A 20,663-nucleotide genomic window follows, 5' to 3' on the forward strand; every position below is an offset into this window, starting at 1 on the left:
CTCCGCCGGCGGGAGCACGTCGGTGACGCGCAGCGACGTGGCCTCCGCCCCGACGGTGCCGATGGCAGCGACGAGGGCGGCGGGGACGTCGTCCTCGGGCACGCCCGACGCGAGACCGGACAGGTCGGACGCGGCCACCACGTCGCGCACCGCGCGTCGCGCCGCCTCGTAGACGACGGCCTCCGGGTCGAGCGCCCTGGCGTGCCAGGCGACGGGGTCGACGACCCGCCAGGTCAGCGTGGCACCCACCTTGACGCGCAGGCCGTCGGAGGTCGGCACCTCCTGGGTGGCGAGGCCGAGCAGACGCTCACGCACGTCGACGACGCGCCGCACGGTCCGCCGGCGGCGCAGCCGGTGACGGCCCGGCCCGAGGACGTCGACGAGGGCACCGTCGCGGTGCACCAGCACGCGCTCGTAGGGCTGGACGGTGATCTTCACGATGGTCCTCTCGGGTGGTCGTCGGATGGTGGATCGGCGCGGGACGGCCCCGTGCGGGAGGCGGAGGACCCGGAGTCCTGCAGGGCCTCGCGTCCAGGTGCCCCGGGAGGTCCCGAGGCTGCCGGCCCGCGCCGACGAGGGGAGTTGAACCCCACCCGCCGTGGCGGGATCACCCAAAGTGTCCTGTGGAGGGACGTGAGCGAGGTACGACACGTGGGACCGGGGCGGTGACGACCGCCGGGCCACTGATCCCGCTCGGCACCCAGTATGGACCGGTCGTCGCGCGGGCTCCAAGCCCTTTCACCAGGACCGGAAGCTCTCGACCAGTCGGGAGTCGGCGCCCTGGGCGTCCAGCATCGCCGCCGTCATCGACAGGTTCCGCAGCCCCGGCCAGGTCTCCCAGCCGAGGAGGAAGAGACCGGGCACGCCGACGAGCAGGATCGTCCACCCGCCCCAGGAGCCGACGAAGGCGACCAGGATCGAGACCAACACGATGGCCTCGCAGAACACGAGCTTGCGGACCGTCTGGGCGGCGAAGATGCCGACGGCACGCCGCTGGTTCTCGGCGGGGTCGGCCTCCGGGTCGAGCGGCGACGACTGCAGCCACACGCGCTCGGAGAGCACCGCGGCAGCCACGAGCCCGAGCCCGAGCACGCCGAGCAGCCACCACGGCGGGAGGTCGGCGTCTGTGCCGCCCAGCGCCAGGAAGATCAGCGTCATGAAGGCGGCAGTCAGGACGATCTGCAGGAGGGCGAAACGGCGGACCTCCTGGGGCGAGGCCTCGTACTCGGCGAGGGGCACGCCCAGAGTCTCGCACGACCGGGACGGTCGTGGGGGCGAGTATCCTGCGAGTCATGCAGGCCTACCTCGATCTCGTCCGCCGCGTCCTCGACGAGGGGGTCGAGAAGGGCGACCGCACCGGCACCGGCACGCTCAGCGTGTTCGGGCACCAGATGCGCTTCGACCTCTCCGAGGGGTTCCCGCTCGTCACCACCAAGAAGATCCACCTCAGGTCGGTCGTCGGGGAGCTGCTCTGGTTCGTCCGCGGCGACACCAACACCACGTGGCTGCGTGAGCACGGCATCACCATCTGGGACGAGTGGGCCGACGACGACGGCGAGCTCGGCCCGGTCTACGGGCACCAGTGGCGCAGCTGGCCGACGCCGTCCGGCGAGACGGTCGACCAGCTCGCCCAGGTCGTCGAGGCGCTGAAGGCCGACCCCGACTCCCGGCGCCACATCGTCAGCGCCTGGAACGTCGCCGACCTGCCGGCCATGGCGCTCGCGCCCTGCCACGCGTTCTTCCAGTTCTACGTGGCTCCCGCCGACGACGGCGGACCTGGCCGGCTGTCGTGCCAGCTGTACCAGCGCTCGGCCGACGTCTTCCTCGGCGTGCCGTTCAACATCGCCTCCTACGCACTGCTGACGCACATGGTGGCGCAGGTCGCCGGCCTGCGGGTGGGCGACTTCGTGCACACGTTCGGCGACGCGCACCTCTACCTCAACCACCTCGACCAGGCGCGCCTGCAGCTGCAGCGCGAGCCGCGTCCGCTGCCGGAGCTCTGGCTCGACCCGACGGTCACCAGCATCGACGGCTTCGACTTCGACGCCATCAAGGTCACCGGCTACGACCCGCACCCGGGCATCAAGGCGCCGATCGCCGTATGAGCGTCACGCTCGTCGTCGCGATGGGCGCGAACCGGGTGATCGGGGTCGACGGGGCACTGCCGTGGCGCCTGCCCGAGGACCTCGCCCACTTCAAGCGCCTCACCCTCGGCCACCCGCTGGTCATGGGGCGGGCCACCTACGACTCCATCGGTCGGCCGCTCCCGGGTCGCACCACGATCGTCCTGACCCGCGACCCGGACTGGTCGGCGGGGCCTCGGGGCGACGGCGTGCTCGTCGCCGCGTCGCTCGAGGAGGCGCTCGCCACGGCCCGCGAGCTCGACGACGACGTCTTCCTCGTCGGTGGCGCGCAGGTGTACGCGCAGGCGCTGGAGCAGGGCCTCGTCGACGTCATGGTCGTGACCCGCGTGGCGGCTGCGCCGGACGGCGACGCCTTCTTCCCGCGGGTCGACTGGGAGGCCTGGCACGAGGTCGGCAGCGTGCCGCACGTGGGACCGGATCCCGAGCGGGTGCCGTTCGAGATCGTCACCTACGCCCGGGCATCTTGACACGGTTAAGTTAACCGCTGCATGATGCCGGGGTGACCTACGACCCCCGGCAGCCGGCCTACCGCCTGCACACGCTCGTCGCCGCGCTCGACGCGGCCGCCGACGAGATGCTGCGCGCAGCCCATGGCACGAGCTATGCGCGCTTCCTCACCCTCGTCACGGTGCAGGCGCTGGGCACGCCGACCCAGGCCGAGCTGGCCGCCGCGCAGGACGTCTCGGCCCCCGCCGCGAGCCGCATGGTCCGCACGCTCTCCGAGGCCGGGCTGCTGACCGCCGCACGCACGCCGGGCACGGGCAACCGCAGCGCGCTGACGCTGACCTCGGCGGGGGAGCGGCTCGTCGCCGACGGCGGGGCGTTGCTCGAGGACGCGTTCGGACGTCTTCTGGAGGCCGGCGACGTCACGGCCGACCAGGTCCGCGCCGTGACCGACCCCCTGCTCCAGGTGCTGCGACCGGAGACGCCATGACGCCGCTGATCGCGACGCACGCCTTCGCGGCTCTCGTCGCGCTGGTCGTCGGCTTCTGGCAGCTCTTCGTGGGACCGCGCGGCACGCGGGGCCATCGCCTGGCGGGGCGGGCGTGGGTGGTGGCGATCCTCTACGTCGCCGTCACGTCGTTCTGGATCCAGGAGATCCGGCCGGGTCACTTCAGCGCGCTGCACGCCTTGTCGGTCGTCACGCTCGTCACCGTGCCGCTGGGGGTGGTCAGGGCCCGACAGGGCCGGATCCCCGAGCACCGCGCCGCGATGACCGGCAACTGGATCGGCCTGGTGGGCGCGGGCGCCGCGGCGTCGCTCGTGCCGCAGCGGGCGATCCCGCAGCTGGTCCTCGACGACCCGGTCGCGGCCGTCGTCGCCGGTGCGCTCGTGCTGCTCACCGCCGTCGCGGTGGTGGGCGCCGGTCGCGCGCTCGACGTCGCGGTCGGCCGCGCGCGCCCTCAGGACAGCACGGCCAGCTGACGGCTCTGGGCCACGAGGCGACCCTGCTCGTCCCACAGCTCGACGTCCTCGTCGTGGTAGCCCTGCTGGACGTGCCGGGTCGTGACGTGGAGCAGCGCCCAGGCGCTGTCGGGACGTCGACGCAGGTGGACCGTGAGCTGGACCGTGGCGGACGCGAGGTGGCCGAGCTCGGCCGTGACCGGCGGGTACCCGTCGACGATGGCGGCGGCCGCGAGGGCGTCGACCCGGCGGCCGTCCTTGGGTCGGACCCACACGGTCGCCTCGGGGGAGCCCGACGGCTCGCCGCGCAGCCAGCCCGGCACCTCGGGCGATCGCGACTCGTAGCGCTCGACGATGGGGACGGCACCGGTCGGGATGAACGGCGACAGGTCGGTGCTCTCGTCGGGCCCGGGGACTGCGGGCGCGGCGTGCGGGAGGTGCTCGACGGTGCCGGCCGTGTCCCAGTCGTGCAGGGAGATCACGGCGTGCGCGACGGTGCGGCCACCCTGCTGCAGGGCGGCCTGGTGCACCGAGACGCGCCGACCGACGCGCAGGGTGGTGACCTCGACCGACGCCGGTCCGGGGGTCGGCGGCTTGAAGTAGCTGACCGACACGGTGAGCAGGTCCGGGTGGTCCGGTGCGCTGGTGCGGGCCTCGTCGAGCACCGCACGGGCCAGGATCGCGAGCACGTAGCCGCCGTTGGCCGTGCCGTTGGGCGTGTTCCAGTCCGCGGTGAGGGTCAGGTGGCGGTGCCCGTCGTCGCCCGGGGTGGAGGCGACGGCACGGTCGAGCTCGTACGACGTCATGCGCCGACGGTAGCGGCCCCGACAGAGGGCACGGCGGGGGTGCCGGGCCGTGGGCGGCAGAGGGCGCAGCGGGGGTGCCGGGCCGTGGGCGGCAGGACGGCACAGGTGCGGCGGGGATGCTGACGGCGGTCAGCGGTAACCTCGGTCCATGACCTCCCCGCTCGCCAGCGAGGCCGCACCGTTCGGCCGCGTCCTGACCGCCATGGTCACGCCGTTCACCCCTGAGGGGGCCCTCGACGTCGACGCGGCGCAGAAGCTCGCGACGCACCTGGTCGACCACGGCAACGACGGCATCGTGGTCAGTGGCACGACCGGTGAGTCCCCGACGACGACGGGGGAGGAGGACGCGCGCCTGCTGGCGGCCGTCCTCGAGGCGGTCGGCGACCGCGCCACGATCGTGGCGGGGGTCGGCACGAACGACACGCGGCACAGCGTCGAGCTGGCCCAGAGTGCCGCGAAGACCGGCGCGCACGGCCTGCTCGTCGTGACGCCGTACTACAGCAAGCCTCCCCAGGCCGGCATCGTCAGGCACGTGCACGAGGTCGCCGCCGCGGGCGGTGACGTGCCGGTGATGTTCTACGACCACCCGGGCCGCTCCGGCACGACGATCGCCGAGTCCACCTACCTCGAGCTGCGCCGCAACCCGCTCGTGGTCGCGGTCAAGGACGCGGTCGGTGACCTCGAGCGCGGCGCCTACCTCATGCGCGAGACCGGTATCCGCCTCTACTCGGGCGACGACGCGCTGACCCTGGGTTGGATGGCCTACGGAGCCAGCGGCGTCGTGAGCACGTGCGGCAACATCACGGCCGAGCCCTGGGCCGACATGATCGCGGCGCTCGACGCGGGCGACCTCGTCGAGGCCAGGCGCATCAACGACCGCATGATCCCGCTCGTCCGCGCGATCATGACCCTGACGCAAGGCGTCATCGCCGCGAAGGCTGCCCTGCAGCTGCTCGGCGTCCTCGACAACCGCACGACCCGTGCACCACTGGTCGACGCCACCGAGGACGAGGTCGCGCTGGTGCGCGACGCCCTCGTAGGTGTCGGCCTCCTCGACTGAACGGACACTCCTTGAGCCACATGCACACGGAGCTGGGGACGCCCCCGGCACTCGGCACGAACACCCTGCGCGTCATCCCTCTGGGCGGCCTCGGAGAGATCGGTCGCAACATGACCGTCTTCGAGTTCGGCGGCAAGCTCCTGGTCGTCGACTGCGGGGTGCTGTTCCCCGAGGAGCACCACCCGGGCGTCGACCTGATCCTGCCCGACTTCGGTCCCATCCGTGACCGGCTCGACGACGTCGTGGCCGTGGTGCTGACGCACGGGCACGAGGACCACATCGGCGGTGTGCCGTACCTGCTGCGCGAGCGCGTCAACATCCCGGTCGTCGGCTCCAAGCTGACCCTCGCCCTGGTCGAGCCGAAGCTGCGCGAGCACCGCCTGCGCGACGTCCCGCAGCACGTGGTGGCCGAGAACGACGTCCTGAACCTGGGCCCGTTCGAGCTGGAGTTCGTCGCGGTCAACCACTCCATCCCCGACGCGCTCGCCGTGGCGGTCAAGACGCCCGCCGGCGTCGCGCTGCACACAGGCGACTTCAAGATGGACCAGCTGCCACTCGACGGCCGCATCACCGACCTGCGGGCCTTCGCCCGCCTCGGCGAGGCGGGTGTCGACCTGTTCCTCACCGACTCCACGAACGCCGACGTGCCCGGGTTCACGGTCGCGGAGCGCAACATCACCCCGGCGATCGACGCGGTGTTCGCGTCGAGCCGCCAGCGGATCATCGTCGCCTCGTTCGCCTCGCACGTGCACCGCGTGCAGCAGGTGCTCGACGCCGCGGCCAAGCACGGCCGCAAGGTCGCGTACGTGGGCCGCTCGATGGTGCGCAACATGCAGATCGCGCGCGACCTCGGGTACCTGCACGTGCCCGACGGCGTCGTCGTCGACAAGATCGACGCCGCACCGCCGGAGAAGATGGTCCTCATGTCCACCGGCTCGCAGGGCGAGCCGATGGCGGCACTGTCGCGGATCGCCAACCGCAGCCACCAGCAGGTGAGCCTGGAGCCGGGCGACACCGTGCTGCTGGCGTCGTCGCTGATCCCCGGCAACGAGAACGCGGTCTACCGCGTGATCGACGGCCTCACGAAGCTGGGTGCGCGCGTCGTGCACAAGGGCAACGCCCTCGTGCACGTCTCGGGCCACGCGTCGGCCGGCGAGCTGCTCTATTGCTACAACATCGTCAAGCCGTCGAACGTGCTGCCGGTGCACGGCGAGATCCGTCACCTGCACGCCAACGGCGCCCTGGCCACGCAGACCGGCGTGCCGAACGTCCTCCTCGCCGAGGACGGCTACGTGATCGACCTCGTCGACGGGCACGCGTCGATCGTCGGCGCTGTCGAGTGCGGGTACGTCTACGTCGACGGCTCCTCGGTCGGCGAGATCACCGACAGCGAGCTGAAGGACCGGCGGATCCTGCGCGACGAGGGCTTCATCTCCGTCGTCGTCGTGGTCGACTCGACCAACGGCAAGATCGTCAGCGGACCGGAGATCCAGGCCCGTGGACTCGCGGAGGACCCGTCGGTCTTCGACGAGGTCACGCCGCGCATCGTCGACGCCATCGAGCAGTCCCTGCGCGACGGCACCCACGACACCAAGCAGCTCCAGCAGGTCGTGCGACGTGTGCTCGGCTCCTTCGCGGGCCGCAAGCTGCGCCGTCGTCCGATGATCATCCCCATCGTCCTCGAGGCGTGACCAAGGTCCCTCGGACTGTTACGCGCCCGAAACGCGAGGGCGCTGGCCGCGAAACACAGGCTGCCTAACGTCGTGGTCAAGAGTTCGGCGCGGGGCCGAACCGTGGTGGGACACCGGTTGCGGCCGGCGGCGACGTTACGCACGTCGCTGCCGGCCGTGCACCGGTTCCGGCAGTGAGGGGGAGTCGCCCGTGGTGATCCGACGTTCCGACGAGGCGCTCCTGGCCTGTTCCTCCGGCCACGCGGGAGTCGCCGAGCGAGCGGCGCTGCAGGCGCTCATCAGCGCCGTGCGTCGCGACGCCCCGTCGGTGGACGTGCGTGACACGCCCGTCGAGATCATGAGCCACGACGAGACCTACCCGCCCGTGCGCGTCGCCGTGCCGCTGACCCTCGTGCCGCACAGCGAGGTGGCCATGGCGCTGGAGGTGGCTCGCAGTCACGACCCGGACCTGGTCGTCGCCCCGGCGCTCGGCCCGGACTGGACGCTGGCCGAGCTGGCCGTGCAGCGACTCATCGAGGCGGGCGCCCGCAAGGACGACACGATCGTGCTGGGCGTCTCGGGCTCGGAGAACGACGGGGCGATCAGCGGCTACTCGCGGATGGCGCGTCTCGTGAGCGCGGTCTGGGGCGGTCCGGTGCACGTCGGCTCGATCGGCGGCAAGGACACGCCGCTCTCGGACGCCGTCGACATCGCCCGCGCCTACGGACGCCGGGTCGTGGTGGCCTCCTACGTGCTGACCCCCGGGCGCGACGCCGACCAGCTGCGCCAGAGTGGCGCCGACCTGGTGACGGCCCCCGTGCTCGACGGCGGCATCCCGGACCGTCGCGTCGTCGACCTCGTCCTCACGCGGTTCCACCAGGCCCTCGGCCTGGGCGTCCCGGCCCTCTGAGACCCGCACCGCGCAGCGGAGGCGGAAACCCGCGCCCACGGCGTGGGAACCGCCCGACCCTCGACCTGTGGTTTAGGCTCTCGCCATGGCGACCCGCACGTCTTCCCCGCCGCGCAAGCGGCCGTCCGGCAGCCAGGCCCGCAAGAAGCCTGCCTCCAGCACCGCGAAGCGCAAGCCCGCGGCACGCAAGCCTGCCCCGCGCACGGGCCCCGGTCCGGTCGCGGTCGTCGTCGGGGGCGTCGCGCGCGCCCTGACGGCGATCTGGCTCGGTATCGCGGGCGCGGTCGGTGCGGTGGCCCGCAGCATCGGGCACTCCGCGGCCGAGCTCGAGCCCGAGCAGCGCCGTGACGGCGTCGGGTTCGGCATCGTCGCCCTGGCCATCGTCGTGGCCGCGTCGGTCTGGTGGCAGGTGCCCGGCGCCGTCGCCGACGGCGTCCGTGCCGCCACCACCGGCTCGGTCGGCCTGCTCGCCTGGGCGGTGCCCATCGTGCTCGCCGTCATCGCATGGCGCACGCTGCGCCACCCCGACCGCAATGGTCCCGTCGGGCGCCAGGTCATCGGCTGGTCCGCCATGAGCGGCGGTGTGCTCGGCCTGGTGCACCTGGCGCACGGCGTGCCCCGCCCCGACGACATGCCCGCCGTGCGCGACGCCGGCGGAGCGGTCGGCTTCCTCTTCTCCGCCATCCCCGTCGACCTCCTGCGCTCGCCGTTCGCGGTCGCGCCTATCCTGGTGCTCCTGGTCGTCTTCGGGCTGCTCGTGGTCACGGCCACCCCGCTGCACGCGGTGCCGACCCGGCTCCGCGAGGCCCGCGACAAGGCCCTCGGCCGCTCGGCCGAGCCGCAGGAGCCGGTCGACACCCCTCGCAAGCGCCACCCGCGCACGGTGCCGGACGAGCCCTACGAGAACCCGCTCGTCGACGGGCCCGACGAGGACCGTCAGGTCTCGGCGCGTCAGCGACGCAAGGCCGAGAAGGCTGCGGAGGCCGAAGTAGCCGCAGCCGCCGCCGCGTCGGCGCCCGAGCCGCCGGCCGCCGAGGTCGACGACCCGGCCGACGTCGTCCTCCCGCCGCTGGAGCCCCTCCCGGCTCGCGCCGAGCAGCTCTCGCTGTCCGGCGACGTCGTGTACGCGCTGCCCGACTCCACCGTCCTGCGGGAGGGCAGCCCGCACAAGGCCCGGTCGGCCGCCTCCGACGAGGTCGTCGAGCGGCTCACCGAGGTGCTCGAGCAGTTCCAGATCGACGCGCAGGTCACGGGCTACACCCGCGGCCCGACGGTCACGCGCTACGAGGTCGAGCTCGGCCCGGCCGTCAAGGTCGAGAAGGTCACCGCGCTCAGCAAGAACATCTCCTACGCCGTCGCGTCCAACGAGGTGCGCATCCTCAGCCCGATCCCCGGCAAGTCGGCGATCGGCGTCGAGATCCCGAACGTCGACAAGGAGATGGTCTCCCTCGGCGACGTGCTGCGCTCCGGCAAGGCCCGCGGCGACCACCACCCGATGGTCATCGGGCTGGGCAAGGATGTCGAGGGTGGCTTCGTCGTCGCGAACCTGGCGAAGATGCCCCACCTGCTCGTCGCCGGCGCCACCGGATCGGGCAAGTCGAGCTTCGTGAACTCCATGATCGCGTCGCTGCTCATGCGCTCCACGCCCGACGAGGTGCGGATGATCATGGTCGACCCCAAGCGCGTCGAGCTGACCGCCTACGAGGGCATCCCGCACCTCATCACGCCGATCATCACGAACCCCAAGAAGGCGGCCGAGGCGCTGCAGTGGGTCGTGCGCGAGATGGACATGCGCTACGACGACCTCGCCAACTTCGGCTTCCGGCACGTCGACGACTTCAACAAGGCGGTCCGGGCGGGCTCGCTGCAGGCGCCGCCCGGCAGCGAGCGGGTCCTCACGCCCTACCCGTACCTGTTGGTCGTCGTCGACGAGCTCGCCGACCTCATGATGGTCGCCCCGCGCGACGTCGAGGACTCGGTCGTGCGCATCACGCAGCTCGCCCGTGCGGCGGGCATCCACCTGGTGCTCGCCACGCAGCGACCCAGCGTCGACGTCGTCACCGGCCTCATCAAGGCCAACGTGCCGAGCCGCCTGGCGTTCGCCACGAGCTCGCTCGCCGACAGCCGGGTCATCCTCGACCAGCCGGGCGCGGAGAAGCTGGTCGGCCAGGGCGACGGGCTCTTCCTGCCGATGGGCGCGAACAAGGCCATGCGCATGCAGGGTGCCTGGATCACCGAGGCGGAGATCGCGGAGGTGGTCAAGCACTGCAAGGAGCAGCTGCAGCCCAGCTATCGCGAGGACGTCACCGCCCCGGCCCAGGCCGCGCGCGACCTCGACGACGACATCGGCGACGACCTCGACCTCGTGCTCCAGGCCGTCGAGCTCGTCGTCACGACGCAGTTCGGCTCGACGTCGATGCTGCAGCGCAAGCTGCGCGTCGGCTTCGCGAAGGCCGGACGCCTCATGGACATCATGGAGAGCCGCGGCGTCGTCGGGCCCAGCGAGGGATCCAAGGCGCGCGACGTGCTCGTGAAGCCCGACGACCTCGACGACGTCCTCGCGTCGATCAGCGCAGGATGAGGTGATGGCCGTGAGCACCGAGCGTCTCGAGTCGCTGCAGGACGACGTCGTCGACGACCAGCCGTTCGAGATCCGCCGCCGCGCGCTGCTCTACCTCGTCGTCGGGCTCGCCGCGCTGGCCGTCGGCGCCGGGTTCGGCTTCCTCGCCTGGGAGCGCGACGACACCGCGCTCTGGGTGCCGGGCGGCGTCCTGCTGTTCCTCGCGCTGACCGTCCTGCAGGGCGTGCGTGACGCCCGAACGCCCCTGTTCGTGGCCGACGCGCACGGCGTGCGCATGCGCGACGGCGACGGGTGGGTGGGTCTGCTCTGGAGCGAGATGGCCGACATCCGGGTCGAGCCGCGCGACGGCCTGCTCGACCCGCGGGTGAAGGTGATCAGCCCGGACGGACGCCGTATCCACACCGCGCCCCTCGGCCTCGGGACCACCGTGTCGGTCGAGGAGGCTCGCGAGGAGATCGCCCGTCGACGCGGTGGGGCATACTGAACCGTCCGTCCCGCGAGCGAGAGGCACCCATGGAGCCGGCCCACGCCAGCCACCACCAGGACCCCCAGCACGTCCCGAGCAACCTGAACATCGCCAACGCCCTCACGGTCGTGCGCATCCTCGGCGTGCCGCTGTTCGGCTGGCTGCTGCTCACCCAGGACGGCCAGGACGTCTCGACCCGCGTGTGGGCCTGGGTCGCGTTCGCCCTGCTCATGGTCACCGACCGGATCGACGGCGACCTCGCCCGCAAGCACAACCTGGTCACCAACTTCGGCAAGCTGGCCGACCCGATCGCCGACAAGGCGCTCACCGGCATGGCGTTCGTCGGGCTGTCGATCATCGGCGTGCTGTGGTGGTGGGTCACGATCGTGCTGCTCGTGCGCGAGTGGGGCATCACCCTCATGCGCTTCGTCGTGAAGAAGTACGGCGTCATGCCCGCGAGCCAGGGCGGCAAGATCAAGACGACGCTGCAGGCCCTCGCGATCGGCGGCTACGTCCTGCCGTTCGAGCTGTGGGACAACACCACGAGCGACGTGCTGCGTTGGGTCACCCACGTGCTCATGGCTGCGGCCCTCGTCATCACGGTGGTCACGGCCGTCCAGTACGTCCGTGACGCGATCGTCCTGCGACGGGACGCGAAGAGCGCGGCGTGACGCCGCTGCCGGCCGCGGTCGAGGCCGTCCGTCTCCTGCGGGAGCGGGGCGAGACGATCGCGTGCGCCGAGTCGCTCACGGGCGGCCTGCTGTGCGCGGCGCTCGTCGACGTGCCTGGCGCGTCCGACGTCGTCGTGGGCGGCGTCGTGTCGTACGCGACGCGGGTCAAGCACTCGGTGCTCGGCGTCGACGGCGAGCACCTGGCGCAGCGAGGCGCCGTCGACCCCGGCACGGCTGCGCAGATGGCCGACGGCGTGCGACGGCTGCTCGAGGCGGACTGGGGCATCGCGACGACGGGTGTGGCCGGTCCGGGCCCGAACGAGGGCAAGCCGGCCGGCACCGTCTTCCTCGGCCTCGACGGACCCGGCCACCGCCTGCGGTCCGAGCCGCTGCACCTCGACGGCGACCGCGACGCCGTCCGTCGGGGGACGGTCGGTGCTGCGCTGTCGTCCATGGTCGCTACGCTCTGTGAGTAGGACCTGTCACGGAGCCGGGGAATCACCTCCGGTCGAGCGACGTTGATCCCGAGGTGACCCACGCGGAGGAGGTGGACCATGACCGCCATGAGGCAGCTGGTCGGTGAGGTGCTGCGCGCCCGCCGGGTCGCCCAGGGACTCACGCTCCGCGACGTGTCCGCCAAGGCCCGGGTGTCGCTCGGCTACATCTCCGAGGTCGAGCGCGGGCAGAAGGAGCCGAGCTCGGAGCTGCTCGCTGCGCTCGCCGCAGCGCTCGACGTCCCGCTCAGCAAGGTCCTGCTCGACGTCAGCACGCTGCTGGCCATCGAGGAGGCCACCGACCTCGCGAGCGTCTCGACGATCACGCCCGGCGAGGTCTCGGCCTCCGCGGCCTGACCACCCCGCCGGGCCGCGACGTCAGCCCTGCCGGTCGGCGTTGGAGTCCACGACGGCCCGCCACCAGTCGGAGAGACCGGGCGCCAGGTCCTCCAGCTGCGCGCGGAAGCGCTCGTCGCCGGTCGTGAAGGCGACCACGCCGCGGTGCAGCGCGTGGTCGGCGTCGTAGAAGCGGTTCAGCTCTGCACGGTGCTCCTCGGCGAGCTCGTCCGCTCGGGGGGACCCGGGTCGGACCCCGTCGGCGAAGGCGTCGGCGAGCCGTGCGTTCAGCGCATCCGTCCTCCGCTTCACCTCCTGCCAGTCCTCCTTCGTCCAGGAGCGCGTGCGCTCGTGGCTCTGCGCCCAGGCCGTGGTGTCGCCCCAGCGCTCGTGCGCCTCCTCCTGGTATGCGGGGTCCCAGGACTCTCCGAAGACCTCCAGCTGCTCCTCGGGTGTCAACCTGATGCCTGACATGTGTGCCTCCAGCTCTCGTTCGATGGCCGCCACGAGTCCCTGCACGCGGGTGAGCTGCTCGCTGAGCAGCCGGTGCTGGTGACGGAGATGGTCGACCGGGTCGGTGTCGCCGTCCAGGAGGGCGGCGACGTCGTCGAGCCCGAACCCGAGGTCGCGGTAGTAGAGGATGCGAGTGAGGCGGTCCACGGCGTCGGCGTCGTACAGGCGGTAGCCCGCCGGACTCCGGTCGCTCGGCTCGAGCAGTCCGATCTCGCCGTAGTGGTGCAGCGTGCGCACCGTCACGCCGGCAAGTTCCGCCAGTCGGCCGACCGTGTACAGGCCGTCCTCCATCGTTCTCCCCCTCGTCGTCGGGATGGGTTCGTCGACCACCTTGCGGCCTCACCTCGCGTGAGGGTCAAGCCTGGCATCCCTCGAACCGAGCACGCCTGCCATGCTGGCGCCAGGAAGCACGACGGTCAGGGGGCGCCATGGTGACGGGGACGACAGGTCCGGCGGTGGTGTCGGGGTGAACCCGTCGGACTGGGGTCTGCGCCCACTCGTGCTCGACGACGTCGACGCCGTGCACGTCGTGTACGCCGATCCCGAGACCTGGCGACACTTCCCCGAGGGCGTGTTCGTCGAGCGCGAGCGCAGCGTCGCCTTGGCGGAGCGGGCCGAGCGCGACTGGCGCGAGAGCGGCCTGGGGGAGTGGGCCGTCACCGTGCGTGGCGACGTCGTCGGGACCGGTGGGGTGTCGCCCCGCGGCGGCTGGTGGAACCTGGGCTTCCGGCTCGCGCCGAGCGTCTGGGGCCACGGCCTCGGCACCTGGGTCGCGAGCGTCGCCGTCGGGGCCGCGCACCGCACGCAGCCCGACTGGCCCGTCGTGGCGCGGTCGATGGAGACGAACCCGGCGTCGGGCCGGGTGAGCGAGCAGGCCGGTCTCGAGCGGGTCCACGTCGAGCCGTGGGCCGACGGCCCCGCCCGGATCATCCACGCCGACCGTCCGCTCGACCGCCCGCTGCTCGTCGAGATCGTCGCACTGGGTTGAGGGGGCTGGGGTTGACGGGGTCGGGCTGCCGGCCCGCCGACGCCGGGTGCCGCGTGGCATGCTGGCCGCGATGAGGCACAGCGAGTTCTGGGAGCGGATGACCCTCCACCTCGGCCCGGGGTACGCGCGGGTCTGGGCCGCCACGCAGGTCATGGCCGAGCTCGACGGCCGGACGGCCAGCGAGGCCCTCGAGGCCGGCGTCGACCCCAAGGTCGTGTGGCGCGCCGTCCACGCCAGCCTCGAGCTCCCCGCGCGCGAGCGCTGAGGCGCCGCGCCCTCATGGGCGACGCACAGGAAGGGCACGGCGGGCGCCGAAGCTGCCCGGCCATCGTGGAGGTCGACGGGCCGAGCGGTCCGACGAAGGAGCCACGATGAGCACGACGGAGACCATCCGCACCCACGACGTCGACGACACCGTCGAGCACCCGACCGCGCCGCAGACGGTCGTGCTCGCGCGGCACGACGACGAGCAGGTCGAGCCGAGGTCCGCGCGTCCGCGCCGGACCGGTGCCGTCGCGGCCGTCGCGGCCGTGCTCGCCGCCGCCCTGTTCGGCGGCGGCTTCGCCACCGGCCATGCCCTCGCCGACCAGGGGGCGACGACCTCGCCAGGCACGACCTCCCAGGGTGGTCCGACGGGACAGGGCGGTCCGGGCGGGGCCGGCGGTCCGACGGGCCAGGACGGCCAGCTCCCCACCCCGCCCGACGGTCAGCTCGCACCTCCGTCGCAGGACGGCACGGGGACCGACGGCCTCGGCCAGGACCCCTCCGGCAGCACGGGCAGCACCACCCAGGACGGGGCGTCCACGTCCGGGTCCTTCGTCTAGGAGGATCCCCTGTCGCGCATCCTCCGCTGCCCGGCACCCGACCTCGGATCTCTGCACCCGCTACGGCCGTCTGCCGGCCCCATCGGTGGATCCGCACCCTCGAGAGCCCTCCTGAGGTTGCGGATCCACCGATAGCGGGCGTCGCAGCGGAGAGACTCTTCGTCCACGCGCGTGAGCCGAGACGATGCTGCGTTCACGACGAGATCCCGTAGCAAACGCAGAATCCTCGGACCCTCAGCGCGCGAACGCAGATTCTTGCGTCCGTCCCAGCACCCGCCCGCGGCCCGAGTCCCCAGACCAGCGCCACGGCCAGCCACCCGGTCGAGGCCCTCTCGGAGACCAGGCACAGCGCCGGCCGAGGCAGCGCAGCAGCACGACGAGGCCCCCTGCGGCAGTGCACGCGCCCGGCAGCGTGGAGACTCCCCGGCGTGTCGCACCCACTCGAACAGGTGTTCGCACTACGGTTGTGCACACGGTTGACGTGAAGGGTGTCGCTGTCCACAGGCGGGGTCGACGAGGCTCCAGATGTCTGAGGCGGCCCCTAGCGTCGTAGACGACCGGCCACCCACCGAGCAGAACGGACCAGCGCATGCCTCCCAAGTCCCCCCTCGCGCCCGTCACCGCCGTGACGAGCGACCAGCGCGAGAAGGCGATCGACAACGCGATCGCCCAGATCGACCGCAACTACGGCAAGGGCGCCGTCATGCGCCTCGGCGAGAAGGGTCGTGTCCCGGTCAGCGTCATCCCGACCGGCGCCACCGCCCTCGACATCGCGCTCGGCATCGGCGGTCTGCCGCGGGGCCGCATCGTCGAGATCTACGGTCCGGAGTCCTCCGGCAAGACGACGGTCGCGCTGCACGCCGTGGCCAACGCCCAGAAGGCCGGCGGCGTCGCGGCCTTCATCGACGCCGAGCACGCGCTCGACCCCGACTACGCCCGCAAGCTGGGCGTCGACACCGACGCGCTGCTGGTCTCCCAGCCCGACTCCGGTGAGCAGGCGCTCGAGATCGCCGACATGCTCATCCGCTCCGGCGCGCTCGACATCATCGTCATCGACTCCGTCGCCGCCCTCGTGCCCCGGGCCGAGATCGACGGCGAGATGGGTGACAGCCACGTCGGTCTGCAGGCCCGTCTCATGAGCCAGGCGCTGCGCAAGATGACCGGTGCCATCAACGGCTCCGGCACCACCGCCATCTTCATCAACCAGCTGCGCGAGAAGATCGGCGTCATGTTCGGCTCGCCGGAGACCACCACGGGCGGCAAGGCGCTCAAGTTCTACGCCTCGGTCCGTCTCGACGTCCGCCGCATCGAGACGCTCAAGGACGGCACCGACATGGTCGGCAACCGCACCCGCGTCAAGGTCGTCAAGAACAAGCTCGCGCCGCCGTTCAAGCAGGCCGAGTTCGACATCATGTACGGCCAGGGCATCAGCCGCGAGGGCAGCCTGATCGACGTCGGCGTCGAGACGGGCATGGTCCGCAAGGCCGGCGCCTGGTACACGTACGAGGGCGACCAGCTCGGCCAGGGCAAGGAGAACGCCCGCCAGTTCCTCAAGGACAACCCCGACCTCGCCGAGGAGCTCGAGAAGCGCGTCAAGGAGCACCTCGGTGTCGGCGCGCAGCTCGACGAGGAGGTCGACGACGTCGACCTGCCGGCCACGGAGTTCTGAGCGTGGCCGGGGGACACGAGCCGCCGGCGCCGACCGACGCGCCACGTGACGTCCAGCAGGACCCGGACGCCGACGTCGAGTCGGTCGCCCGGACCATCCTGCTGAACAAGCTGACCGACTCACCGCGCAGCCGCGCCGAGCTCGCCGAGGCACTGGCCCGCAAGCACGTGCCAGACGACGTCGCCACCCGCCTGCTCGACCGGTTCGAGGAGGTCGGCCTCGTCGACGACGCCGCGTTCGCGCGCGCCTGGGTCGAGTCACGTTCGCGCAGCAAGGGGCTCGCCACCAAGGTGCTCGCCCTCGAGCTGCGCCGCAAGGGCATCGCCGACGACCTCGCCCGCGACGTGCTCGCCGACGTCGACCCCGACGCCGAACGTCAGGCGGCTCACCGGCTGGTGCAGAAGAAGCTGCGCTCCCTGCGCGGCCTCGACGACACCACCCGCATCCGCAGGCTCACCGGCATGCTCGCCCGCAAGGGCTACTCGCCGCAGGTCGCCTTCGACGTCGTCCGCGAGGAGCTCGACGCCGACGACTCCGGCGTCACGTGGGACCCGCTGGTCTCCACCTGAGCGACCCGTCGAGGAGCGCGGATCAGCCGCGCTCCTCGACGTCGCGCCGGATCCGCTCGACGATCTCGCGCTCGCTGTCGTAGTACGACAACCCCCACTCGGCGACGCGCGCGGCGTACCGCACCTCCTCGACGTCGCCCAGCAGCTCACGGACGCCCTCGAGCTCACGCCGCCGGTCCGCGAGCCGCACCAGGTAGTCCTCGAGCATCTCCTGCACGTGCTCGGCCGACGTCAGGTGGCCCATCAGCAGGCGCAACGCCACCGGGTGCTTGAGCACGGGGAACGGGTCGTCGACGGGCGCTGACAACCAGCGCTCGACCTGGCTGCGACCCTCGTCGCTGATCCGGAACCGGCGGGTCGTGCGGCGGCCCTCCACGTGCTCCACTGCGTGCACGAGGTCGCGCTCCAGCAGCTTGTCGAGCTCGGTGTAGATCTGGCTCATCGCCGGCGACGTCCAGTAGAACCTGAGCGTGCGGTCCGCGCGCTGCTTCAGCTCGTAGCCCGTCAGACCCGTCGTCTGCGACATGTCGTCGAACGCGAGCAGTCCGAGCAGCGCGTACGACGTCATCGACAGGTTCACGGCCTCACCCTACTGAGCGGTTCGCCACACTCGGCCCGGCGACGCAGACAGCGTCGCTGTCAGCGTCCTAGACTCGCGCGCATGCCCAGCACCCTCGACGTGTACCAGAAGATGTCAGCGCTCCCGCAGGGCAAGCGCCTGTTCTCGATCTTCTACGGACAGAAGGCGCCCTACTTCGCCTCGATCCACCTCCGCGTGGAGGAGATGAAGCCGCACTTCGCGCAGATCACCATCCCCAAGCGGCGCAGCGTGCAGAACCACATCGGCACCGTGCACGCGATCGCGGCCTGCAACGGGCTCGAGGCCGCCATGGGGCTGCTCGCGGAGGCCACCTGCCCGCCGGACTCGCGCTGGCTGCCCAAGGGCATGGACGTCCAGTACCTCGCGAAGTCGGCCGGTGACCTCGTCTGCACCGCCGAGTCCGACCCCGAGGCCTGGGCCGACGGGCCCGACGTCCCGGTCCGCGTCACGGCGGCGTTGAAGGACGGCACGGTCACCGTCTCCGGGACCATCCACCTCTGGGTCACGCCGAAGAAGCGCTGAGACACGTCGGCCGCCGCCGCAGGGGAGCTGCGCACGGCGGCCGACGTCTCAGGACCGCGAGGGTGGGAGACCTACTCGCGGTAGCGCGGCTGGCTCTGCGGGTTGAGCTCCTTGAACCTCACCCGCTCGGCTCCCTTGATGCGACGGTCGTCGACGCGGAACACCTCGAAGCCTCGCTGGATCTCGTTGGAGTAGATGTGGCCGTTGTAGTAGTACGTCGACCACGGACCGCCGACCACGAGACGCTCGGCGTCGTTCGGGCCGCGGTCGTGCCACGCGATCTCCTTCGGGTTGGCCGAGTCGGTGAAGTCGTACATCGACCAGCCACCCTGGTACCAGGCCTGGACCATGATGTCCTTGCCCTTCACCGGGACCAGCGAGCCGTTGTGGGCGACGCAGTTCTCGGTGTTGGCCTGGGTCCGCGGGATCTTGTAGTAGCTCTTGAACTCCAGGTCGCCGGAGCGGGTGATGTCGTAGATCCCGTTGGCGCCCTTGGTGTCACCGACCGTCGGGTTGCAGGTGGGCGCGCCACCGCCGCCCAGCTCGTCGGTGAACACGACCTTCGTGCCGTCGTTGTTGAACGTCGCCGAGTGCCAGAACGCGAAGTTCTCGGTGTCGCGGACGTTCTCGGTGACCTTCGGCTTCTCCCGGTCCTTGATGTCGAGCAGGATGCCGTCGCCCATGCAGGCGCCCGCCATGATGTCCTTGCTCGGGTACGCCGTGAGGTCGTGGCAGCCGCTCGTCTCCCGTGAGTAGCCGCCGGCCGGGTTGCCGCCGTCGGGGAACAGCACGGGCTGGGAGATCATGCGTGCCGTGGACGGCTTCTTCAGCGGCACCTTGACGATGCTGATGGAGTCCAGCGGCGGCTGGCAGTCCGGGAACGCCGCGTTGGGCGCGTACGAGGACACGTAGACGTACAGGTCGTCGACCTTGCCCTTGCCCTTCGCGCCCTTGCCCTTGCCGGGCGCGAGCGTGTGGGTGTGCGAGCCGCACGGCGTCTCGACCGCGGCCACGTACTCAGGACGGCGCGGGTCGGAGATGTCGAAGACCTTGATGCCCTCCCACGAGTCCTTGATCGTCGCCGACTGCGCGGTGCTCTCGCACGAGGAGTCGCTGCGCGAGGAGTCGGTGCTGAGGATGAGCACGTCGTCGTACACGGAGACGTCGTTCTGGGCCCCGGCGCACACGACCTGCGCGACCGTCTTCGGCTTCGCCGGCTTGGAGATGTCGTACACCGTGAAGCCGTTGTAGTTGCCCGCGAAGGCGTACCTGCCCTGGAACGCGAGGTCGCTGTTCAAGGCGTCCTCCGACGCGAACGCGCCCTGCTTGGCGATGGTGGCGAGGCGGGTGACGTTCGCGCTGCTGGCCTCCTCGCCGGGTGCGAGGTCGACGCCGCTGGCGTTCAGCCGTGCCGTGTCGTTGCCGGGCAGGCAGTTGCCGGCGAGGCGGTCGGCCTCCGACAACGTGCGCTCGCCCTTGCACTCCTTCGAGGGGCGGGTCTCGACCCGTTCCTCGGTCCTCTCCTCGGCCACGGCGGCCAAGGGCGAGAGCAGTGCGGTGGTGAGCGCGCCGGTGGCGGCGGCTCCGAGCAGGGCCGTCGTGGCCCGTCTGCGTGCATGACGCATGTGGTGTGTCCTTCCCCCGATGTCCGGCTATCCTCACCCGAAAGCCGTCACGGCGACAAGGGCCCGCGCGGGTCCGTCGATGACGATCTGATGACGGCTCCACTTCGGGGGAAGGGGACTCGGATGCGACGACCTCTGCGGGGCGTCATGGTGGCGCTGGCCGCGTCGACGGTGCTGCTCTCAGGCTGCTCGGGCGACGACCGGTCACGGCAGGTCGACGGTGCCGTGATCCAGCCGGGCAAGCCGGGGGAGAAGGCCGAGGTGCTCGACGAGGCGCCGGAGATCGAGCGGGCGCGGGCGAACGATGCCGACGTCGAGTTCGTGCAGATGATGATCCCGCACCACGCGCAGGCGTTGCAGATGGCGCAGCTCGCCCCCGACGCGCGGGGGAGCAGGGCCGTACGCACCATGGCCGACCGCATCGACGGGGCCCAGCGCCCCGAGATCGTCTTCATGGCCGGGTGGCTCACCGACCAGGGCCTCGACGCGCCCACGAAGGAGCAGATCGAGGGGGGCAACATCCCGATGGGCCGCCACGGAGCCCACGGCTCGCACGGCGGGGACGTCCACGACATGGCCGGCATGGCGAGCGAGGCGCAGCTGGCGGAGCTGGCGTCGTCGCGTGGGAAGGACTTCGACCGCCTGTTCCTGGAGCTGATGATCATGCACCACCAAGGCGCCATCGAGATGGTCGACACCGTCGTGCGCGAGGGTGCGGACCTGCAGGTCAACGAGCTGGCGACCAGCATCGCGGCGGACCAGACGGCCGAGATCGACCGCATGCGTCAGCTGCTCGCCGACCTCTGAGGT

General features: G+C 71.7%; 25 protein-coding genes. 19 read left to right on the top strand and 6 right to left on the bottom strand.

Features of this window, described 5'->3' with window-relative positions; genetic code table 11:
* Together NH339_RS09450 and NH339_RS09455 are read right to left on the bottom strand one after the other, a co-directional pair.
* Positions 1 to 438, bottom strand: a 438-nt coding sequence (locus NH339_RS09450; protein WP_253024737.1) for an SPFH domain-containing protein, incomplete at its 3' end; no start/stop codon positions are given.
* Between the two features lie 300 nt (positions 439 to 738).
* Positions 739 to 1,239, bottom strand: coding sequence for a hypothetical protein (locus tag NH339_RS09455; protein ID WP_253024738.1), 501 nt, complete (start codon positions 1,237 to 1,239; stop codon positions 739 to 741).
* A 53-nt stretch (positions 1,240 to 1,292) separates the two neighbouring features.
* Between NH339_RS09455 and NH339_RS09460 the strand changes: the two genes are divergently transcribed.
* From NH339_RS09460 to NH339_RS09475, 4 genes are read left to right on the top strand one after another with little or no spacing between them, the layout of a single operon-like run.
* The gene (locus NH339_RS09460; protein WP_253024739.1) at positions 1,293 to 2,105 is read left to right on the top strand and encodes a thymidylate synthase; all 813 of its coding nucleotides are present in this window, start codon (positions 1,293 to 1,295) and stop codon (positions 2,103 to 2,105) included.
* Complete coding sequence (locus NH339_RS09465; protein WP_253024740.1) at positions 2,102 to 2,611, top strand: dihydrofolate reductase; 510 nt, start codon at positions 2,102 to 2,104, stop codon at positions 2,609 to 2,611. Before NH339_RS09460 ends, NH339_RS09465 begins: the two co-directional genes overlap by 4 nt.
* Positions 2,612 to 2,643: 32 nt before the next feature.
* Positions 2,644 to 3,078 (top strand): MarR family winged helix-turn-helix transcriptional regulator, encoded by a 435-nt coding sequence (locus NH339_RS09470; protein WP_253024741.1) that lies wholly within the window; start codon positions 2,644 to 2,646, stop codon positions 3,076 to 3,078.
* Positions 3,075 to 3,569 carry a DUF2306 domain-containing protein gene (locus NH339_RS09475; RefSeq protein ID WP_253024742.1) on the top strand — a complete coding sequence of 165 codons (495 nt, stop codon included), beginning with the start codon at positions 3,075 to 3,077 and terminating at the stop codon, positions 3,567 to 3,569. Before NH339_RS09470 ends, NH339_RS09475 begins: the two co-directional genes overlap by 4 nt.
* Here the strand turns inward: NH339_RS09475 and NH339_RS09480 are convergent.
* Positions 3,548 to 4,354: a thioesterase family protein gene (locus NH339_RS09480; RefSeq protein ID WP_253024743.1), complete on the bottom strand. Its 807-nt coding sequence runs from the start codon at positions 4,352 to 4,354 to the stop codon at positions 3,548 to 3,550. The two genes, NH339_RS09475 and NH339_RS09480, sit on opposite strands and share 22 nt — an antisense overlap.
* Before the next feature lie 148 nt (positions 4,355 to 4,502).
* Here NH339_RS09480 and dapA point away from each other — a divergent pair, with 148 nt between their 5' ends.
* From dapA to NH339_RS09520, 8 genes are all read left to right on the top strand, one after another.
* Positions 4,503 to 5,414: a 4-hydroxy-tetrahydrodipicolinate synthase gene (dapA, locus tag NH339_RS09485; protein WP_253024744.1), complete on the top strand. Its 912-nt coding sequence runs from the start codon at positions 4,503 to 4,505 to the stop codon at positions 5,412 to 5,414.
* Positions 5,415 to 5,425: 11 nt separating this feature from the next.
* Complete coding sequence (locus NH339_RS09490) at positions 5,426 to 7,105, top strand: ribonuclease J (protein ID WP_374208259.1); 1,680 nt, start codon at positions 5,426 to 5,428, stop codon at positions 7,103 to 7,105.
* A gap of 190 nt (positions 7,106 to 7,295) precedes the next feature.
* Positions 7,296 to 7,994 (top strand): sirohydrochlorin chelatase, encoded by a 699-nt coding sequence (locus NH339_RS09495; protein ID WP_253024748.1) that lies wholly within the window; start codon positions 7,296 to 7,298, stop codon positions 7,992 to 7,994.
* Between the two features lie 85 nt (positions 7,995 to 8,079).
* Positions 8,080 to 10,575, top strand: a complete 2,496-nt coding sequence (locus NH339_RS09500) for a DNA translocase FtsK (RefSeq protein ID WP_253024750.1) — start codon at positions 8,080 to 8,082, stop codon at positions 10,573 to 10,575.
* A gap of 4 nt (positions 10,576 to 10,579) precedes the next feature.
* Positions 10,580 to 11,059: a hypothetical protein gene (locus tag NH339_RS09505; protein ID WP_253024752.1), complete on the top strand. Its 480-nt coding sequence runs from the start codon at positions 10,580 to 10,582 to the stop codon at positions 11,057 to 11,059.
* A 29-nt stretch (positions 11,060 to 11,088) separates the two neighbouring features.
* The gene (pgsA, locus tag NH339_RS09510) at positions 11,089 to 11,712 is read left to right on the top strand and encodes a CDP-diacylglycerol--glycerol-3-phosphate 3-phosphatidyltransferase (RefSeq protein WP_253024754.1); all 624 of its coding nucleotides are present in this window, start codon (positions 11,089 to 11,091) and stop codon (positions 11,710 to 11,712) included.
* Positions 11,709 to 12,188, top strand: coding sequence for a CinA family protein (locus NH339_RS09515; protein WP_253024758.1), 480 nt, complete (start codon positions 11,709 to 11,711; stop codon positions 12,186 to 12,188). Before pgsA ends, NH339_RS09515 begins: the two co-directional genes overlap by 4 nt.
* A gap of 78 nt (positions 12,189 to 12,266) precedes the next feature.
* Positions 12,267 to 12,563 carry a helix-turn-helix domain-containing protein gene (locus tag NH339_RS09520; RefSeq protein WP_067856833.1) on the top strand — a complete coding sequence of 99 codons (297 nt, stop codon included), beginning with the start codon at positions 12,267 to 12,269 and terminating at the stop codon, positions 12,561 to 12,563.
* 21 nt (positions 12,564 to 12,584) lie between these two features.
* Here NH339_RS09520 and NH339_RS09525 read toward each other — a convergent pair whose 3' ends face one another.
* Positions 12,585 to 13,346 (bottom strand): MerR family transcriptional regulator, encoded by a 762-nt coding sequence (locus NH339_RS09525; RefSeq protein WP_253024760.1) that lies wholly within the window; start codon positions 13,344 to 13,346, stop codon positions 12,585 to 12,587.
* Between the two features lie 175 nt (positions 13,347 to 13,521).
* Between NH339_RS09525 and NH339_RS09530 the strand changes: the two genes are divergently transcribed.
* From NH339_RS09530 to NH339_RS09550, 5 genes are all read left to right on the top strand, one after another.
* A complete protein-coding gene (locus tag NH339_RS09530; protein ID WP_253024762.1) occupies positions 13,522 to 14,043 on the top strand; it encodes a GNAT family N-acetyltransferase in 522 nt (173 codons plus the stop codon).
* Positions 14,044 to 14,113: 70 nt separating this feature from the next.
* The gene (locus NH339_RS09535) at positions 14,114 to 14,308 is read left to right on the top strand and encodes a DUF3046 domain-containing protein (protein WP_067861477.1); all 195 of its coding nucleotides are present in this window, start codon (positions 14,114 to 14,116) and stop codon (positions 14,306 to 14,308) included.
* A gap of 106 nt (positions 14,309 to 14,414) precedes the next feature.
* The gene (locus tag NH339_RS09540; RefSeq protein WP_253024764.1) at positions 14,415 to 14,867 is read left to right on the top strand and encodes a hypothetical protein; all 453 of its coding nucleotides are present in this window, start codon (positions 14,415 to 14,417) and stop codon (positions 14,865 to 14,867) included.
* Positions 14,868 to 15,456: 589 nt separating this feature from the next.
* Positions 15,457 to 16,536, top strand: coding sequence for a recombinase RecA (gene recA / locus NH339_RS09545; RefSeq protein ID WP_067856842.1), 1,080 nt, complete (start codon positions 15,457 to 15,459; stop codon positions 16,534 to 16,536).
* 2 nt (positions 16,537 to 16,538) lie between these two features.
* Entirely contained in the window at positions 16,539 to 17,105 is a 567-nt protein-coding gene (locus NH339_RS09550; RefSeq protein ID WP_253024766.1) for a regulatory protein RecX, read from the top strand.
* A 22-nt stretch (positions 17,106 to 17,127) separates the two neighbouring features.
* On the opposite strand, the gene NH339_RS09555 is transcribed toward NH339_RS09550, so the two are convergent.
* Entirely contained in the window at positions 17,128 to 17,685 is a 558-nt protein-coding gene (locus NH339_RS09555) for a PadR family transcriptional regulator (RefSeq protein WP_253024768.1), read from the bottom strand.
* An 81-nt stretch (positions 17,686 to 17,766) separates the two neighbouring features.
* Between NH339_RS09555 and NH339_RS09560 the strand changes: the two genes are divergently transcribed.
* Positions 17,767 to 18,228: a hotdog fold domain-containing protein gene (locus NH339_RS09560; protein ID WP_253024770.1), complete on the top strand. Its 462-nt coding sequence runs from the start codon at positions 17,767 to 17,769 to the stop codon at positions 18,226 to 18,228.
* A 71-nt stretch (positions 18,229 to 18,299) separates the two neighbouring features.
* On the opposite strand, the gene NH339_RS09565 is transcribed toward NH339_RS09560, so the two are convergent.
* On the bottom strand, positions 18,300 to 19,853 hold the full coding sequence (locus tag NH339_RS09565) for an LVIVD repeat-containing protein (protein ID WP_253024772.1): 1,554 nt from the start codon (positions 19,851 to 19,853) through the stop codon (positions 18,300 to 18,302).
* Positions 19,854 to 19,976: 123 nt separating this feature from the next.
* Between NH339_RS09565 and NH339_RS09570 the strand changes: the two genes are divergently transcribed.
* A complete protein-coding gene (locus NH339_RS09570; RefSeq protein WP_253024774.1) occupies positions 19,977 to 20,660 on the top strand; it encodes a DUF305 domain-containing protein in 684 nt (227 codons plus the stop codon).
* Positions 20,661 to 20,663: the final 3 nt, after the last annotated feature.

This window comes from Aeromicrobium sp. CnD17-E (assembly GCF_024124745.1).
Lineage (GTDB): Bacteria > Actinomycetota > Actinomycetes > Propionibacteriales > Nocardioidaceae > Aeromicrobium.

Excerpts from the sequence above, each read along its gene's own strand:
- NH339_RS09525 (WP_253024760.1), bottom strand. The coding sequence starts at position 13,346 with ATGGAGGACGGCCTGTACACGGTCGGCCGACTGGCGGAACTTGCCGGC.
- dapA (WP_253024744.1), top strand. The coding sequence starts at position 4,503 with ATGACCTCCCCGCTCGCCAGCGAGGCCGCACCGTTCGGCCGCGTCCTG.
- NH339_RS09535 (WP_067861477.1), top strand. The coding sequence starts at position 14,114 with ATGAGGCACAGCGAGTTCTGGGAGCGGATGACCCTCCACCTCGGCCCG.
- NH339_RS09570 (WP_253024774.1), top strand. The coding sequence starts at position 19,977 with ATGCGACGACCTCTGCGGGGCGTCATGGTGGCGCTGGCCGCGTCGACG.
- pgsA (WP_253024754.1), top strand. The coding sequence starts at position 11,089 with ATGGAGCCGGCCCACGCCAGCCACCACCAGGACCCCCAGCACGTCCCG.
- NH339_RS09505 (WP_253024752.1), top strand. The coding sequence starts at position 10,580 with ATGGCCGTGAGCACCGAGCGTCTCGAGTCGCTGCAGGACGACGTCGTC.
- recA (WP_067856842.1), top strand. The coding sequence starts at position 15,457 with ATGCCTCCCAAGTCCCCCCTCGCGCCCGTCACCGCCGTGACGAGCGAC.
- NH339_RS09460 (WP_253024739.1), top strand. The coding sequence starts at position 1,293 with ATGCAGGCCTACCTCGATCTCGTCCGCCGCGTCCTCGACGAGGGGGTC.
- NH339_RS09480 (WP_253024743.1), bottom strand. The coding sequence starts at position 4,354 with ATGACGTCGTACGAGCTCGACCGTGCCGTCGCCTCCACCCCGGGCGAC.
- NH339_RS09565 (WP_253024772.1), bottom strand. The coding sequence starts at position 19,853 with ATGCGTCATGCACGCAGACGGGCCACGACGGCCCTGCTCGGAGCCGCC.
- NH339_RS09475 (WP_253024742.1), top strand. The coding sequence starts at position 3,075 with ATGACGCCGCTGATCGCGACGCACGCCTTCGCGGCTCTCGTCGCGCTG.
- NH339_RS09540 (WP_253024764.1), top strand. The coding sequence starts at position 14,415 with ATGAGCACGACGGAGACCATCCGCACCCACGACGTCGACGACACCGTC.
- NH339_RS09560 (WP_253024770.1), top strand. The coding sequence starts at position 17,767 with ATGCCCAGCACCCTCGACGTGTACCAGAAGATGTCAGCGCTCCCGCAG.
- NH339_RS09520 (WP_067856833.1), top strand. The coding sequence starts at position 12,267 with ATGACCGCCATGAGGCAGCTGGTCGGTGAGGTGCTGCGCGCCCGCCGG.
- NH339_RS09500 (WP_253024750.1), top strand. The coding sequence starts at position 8,080 with ATGGCGACCCGCACGTCTTCCCCGCCGCGCAAGCGGCCGTCCGGCAGC.
- NH339_RS09465 (WP_253024740.1), top strand. The coding sequence starts at position 2,102 with ATGAGCGTCACGCTCGTCGTCGCGATGGGCGCGAACCGGGTGATCGGG.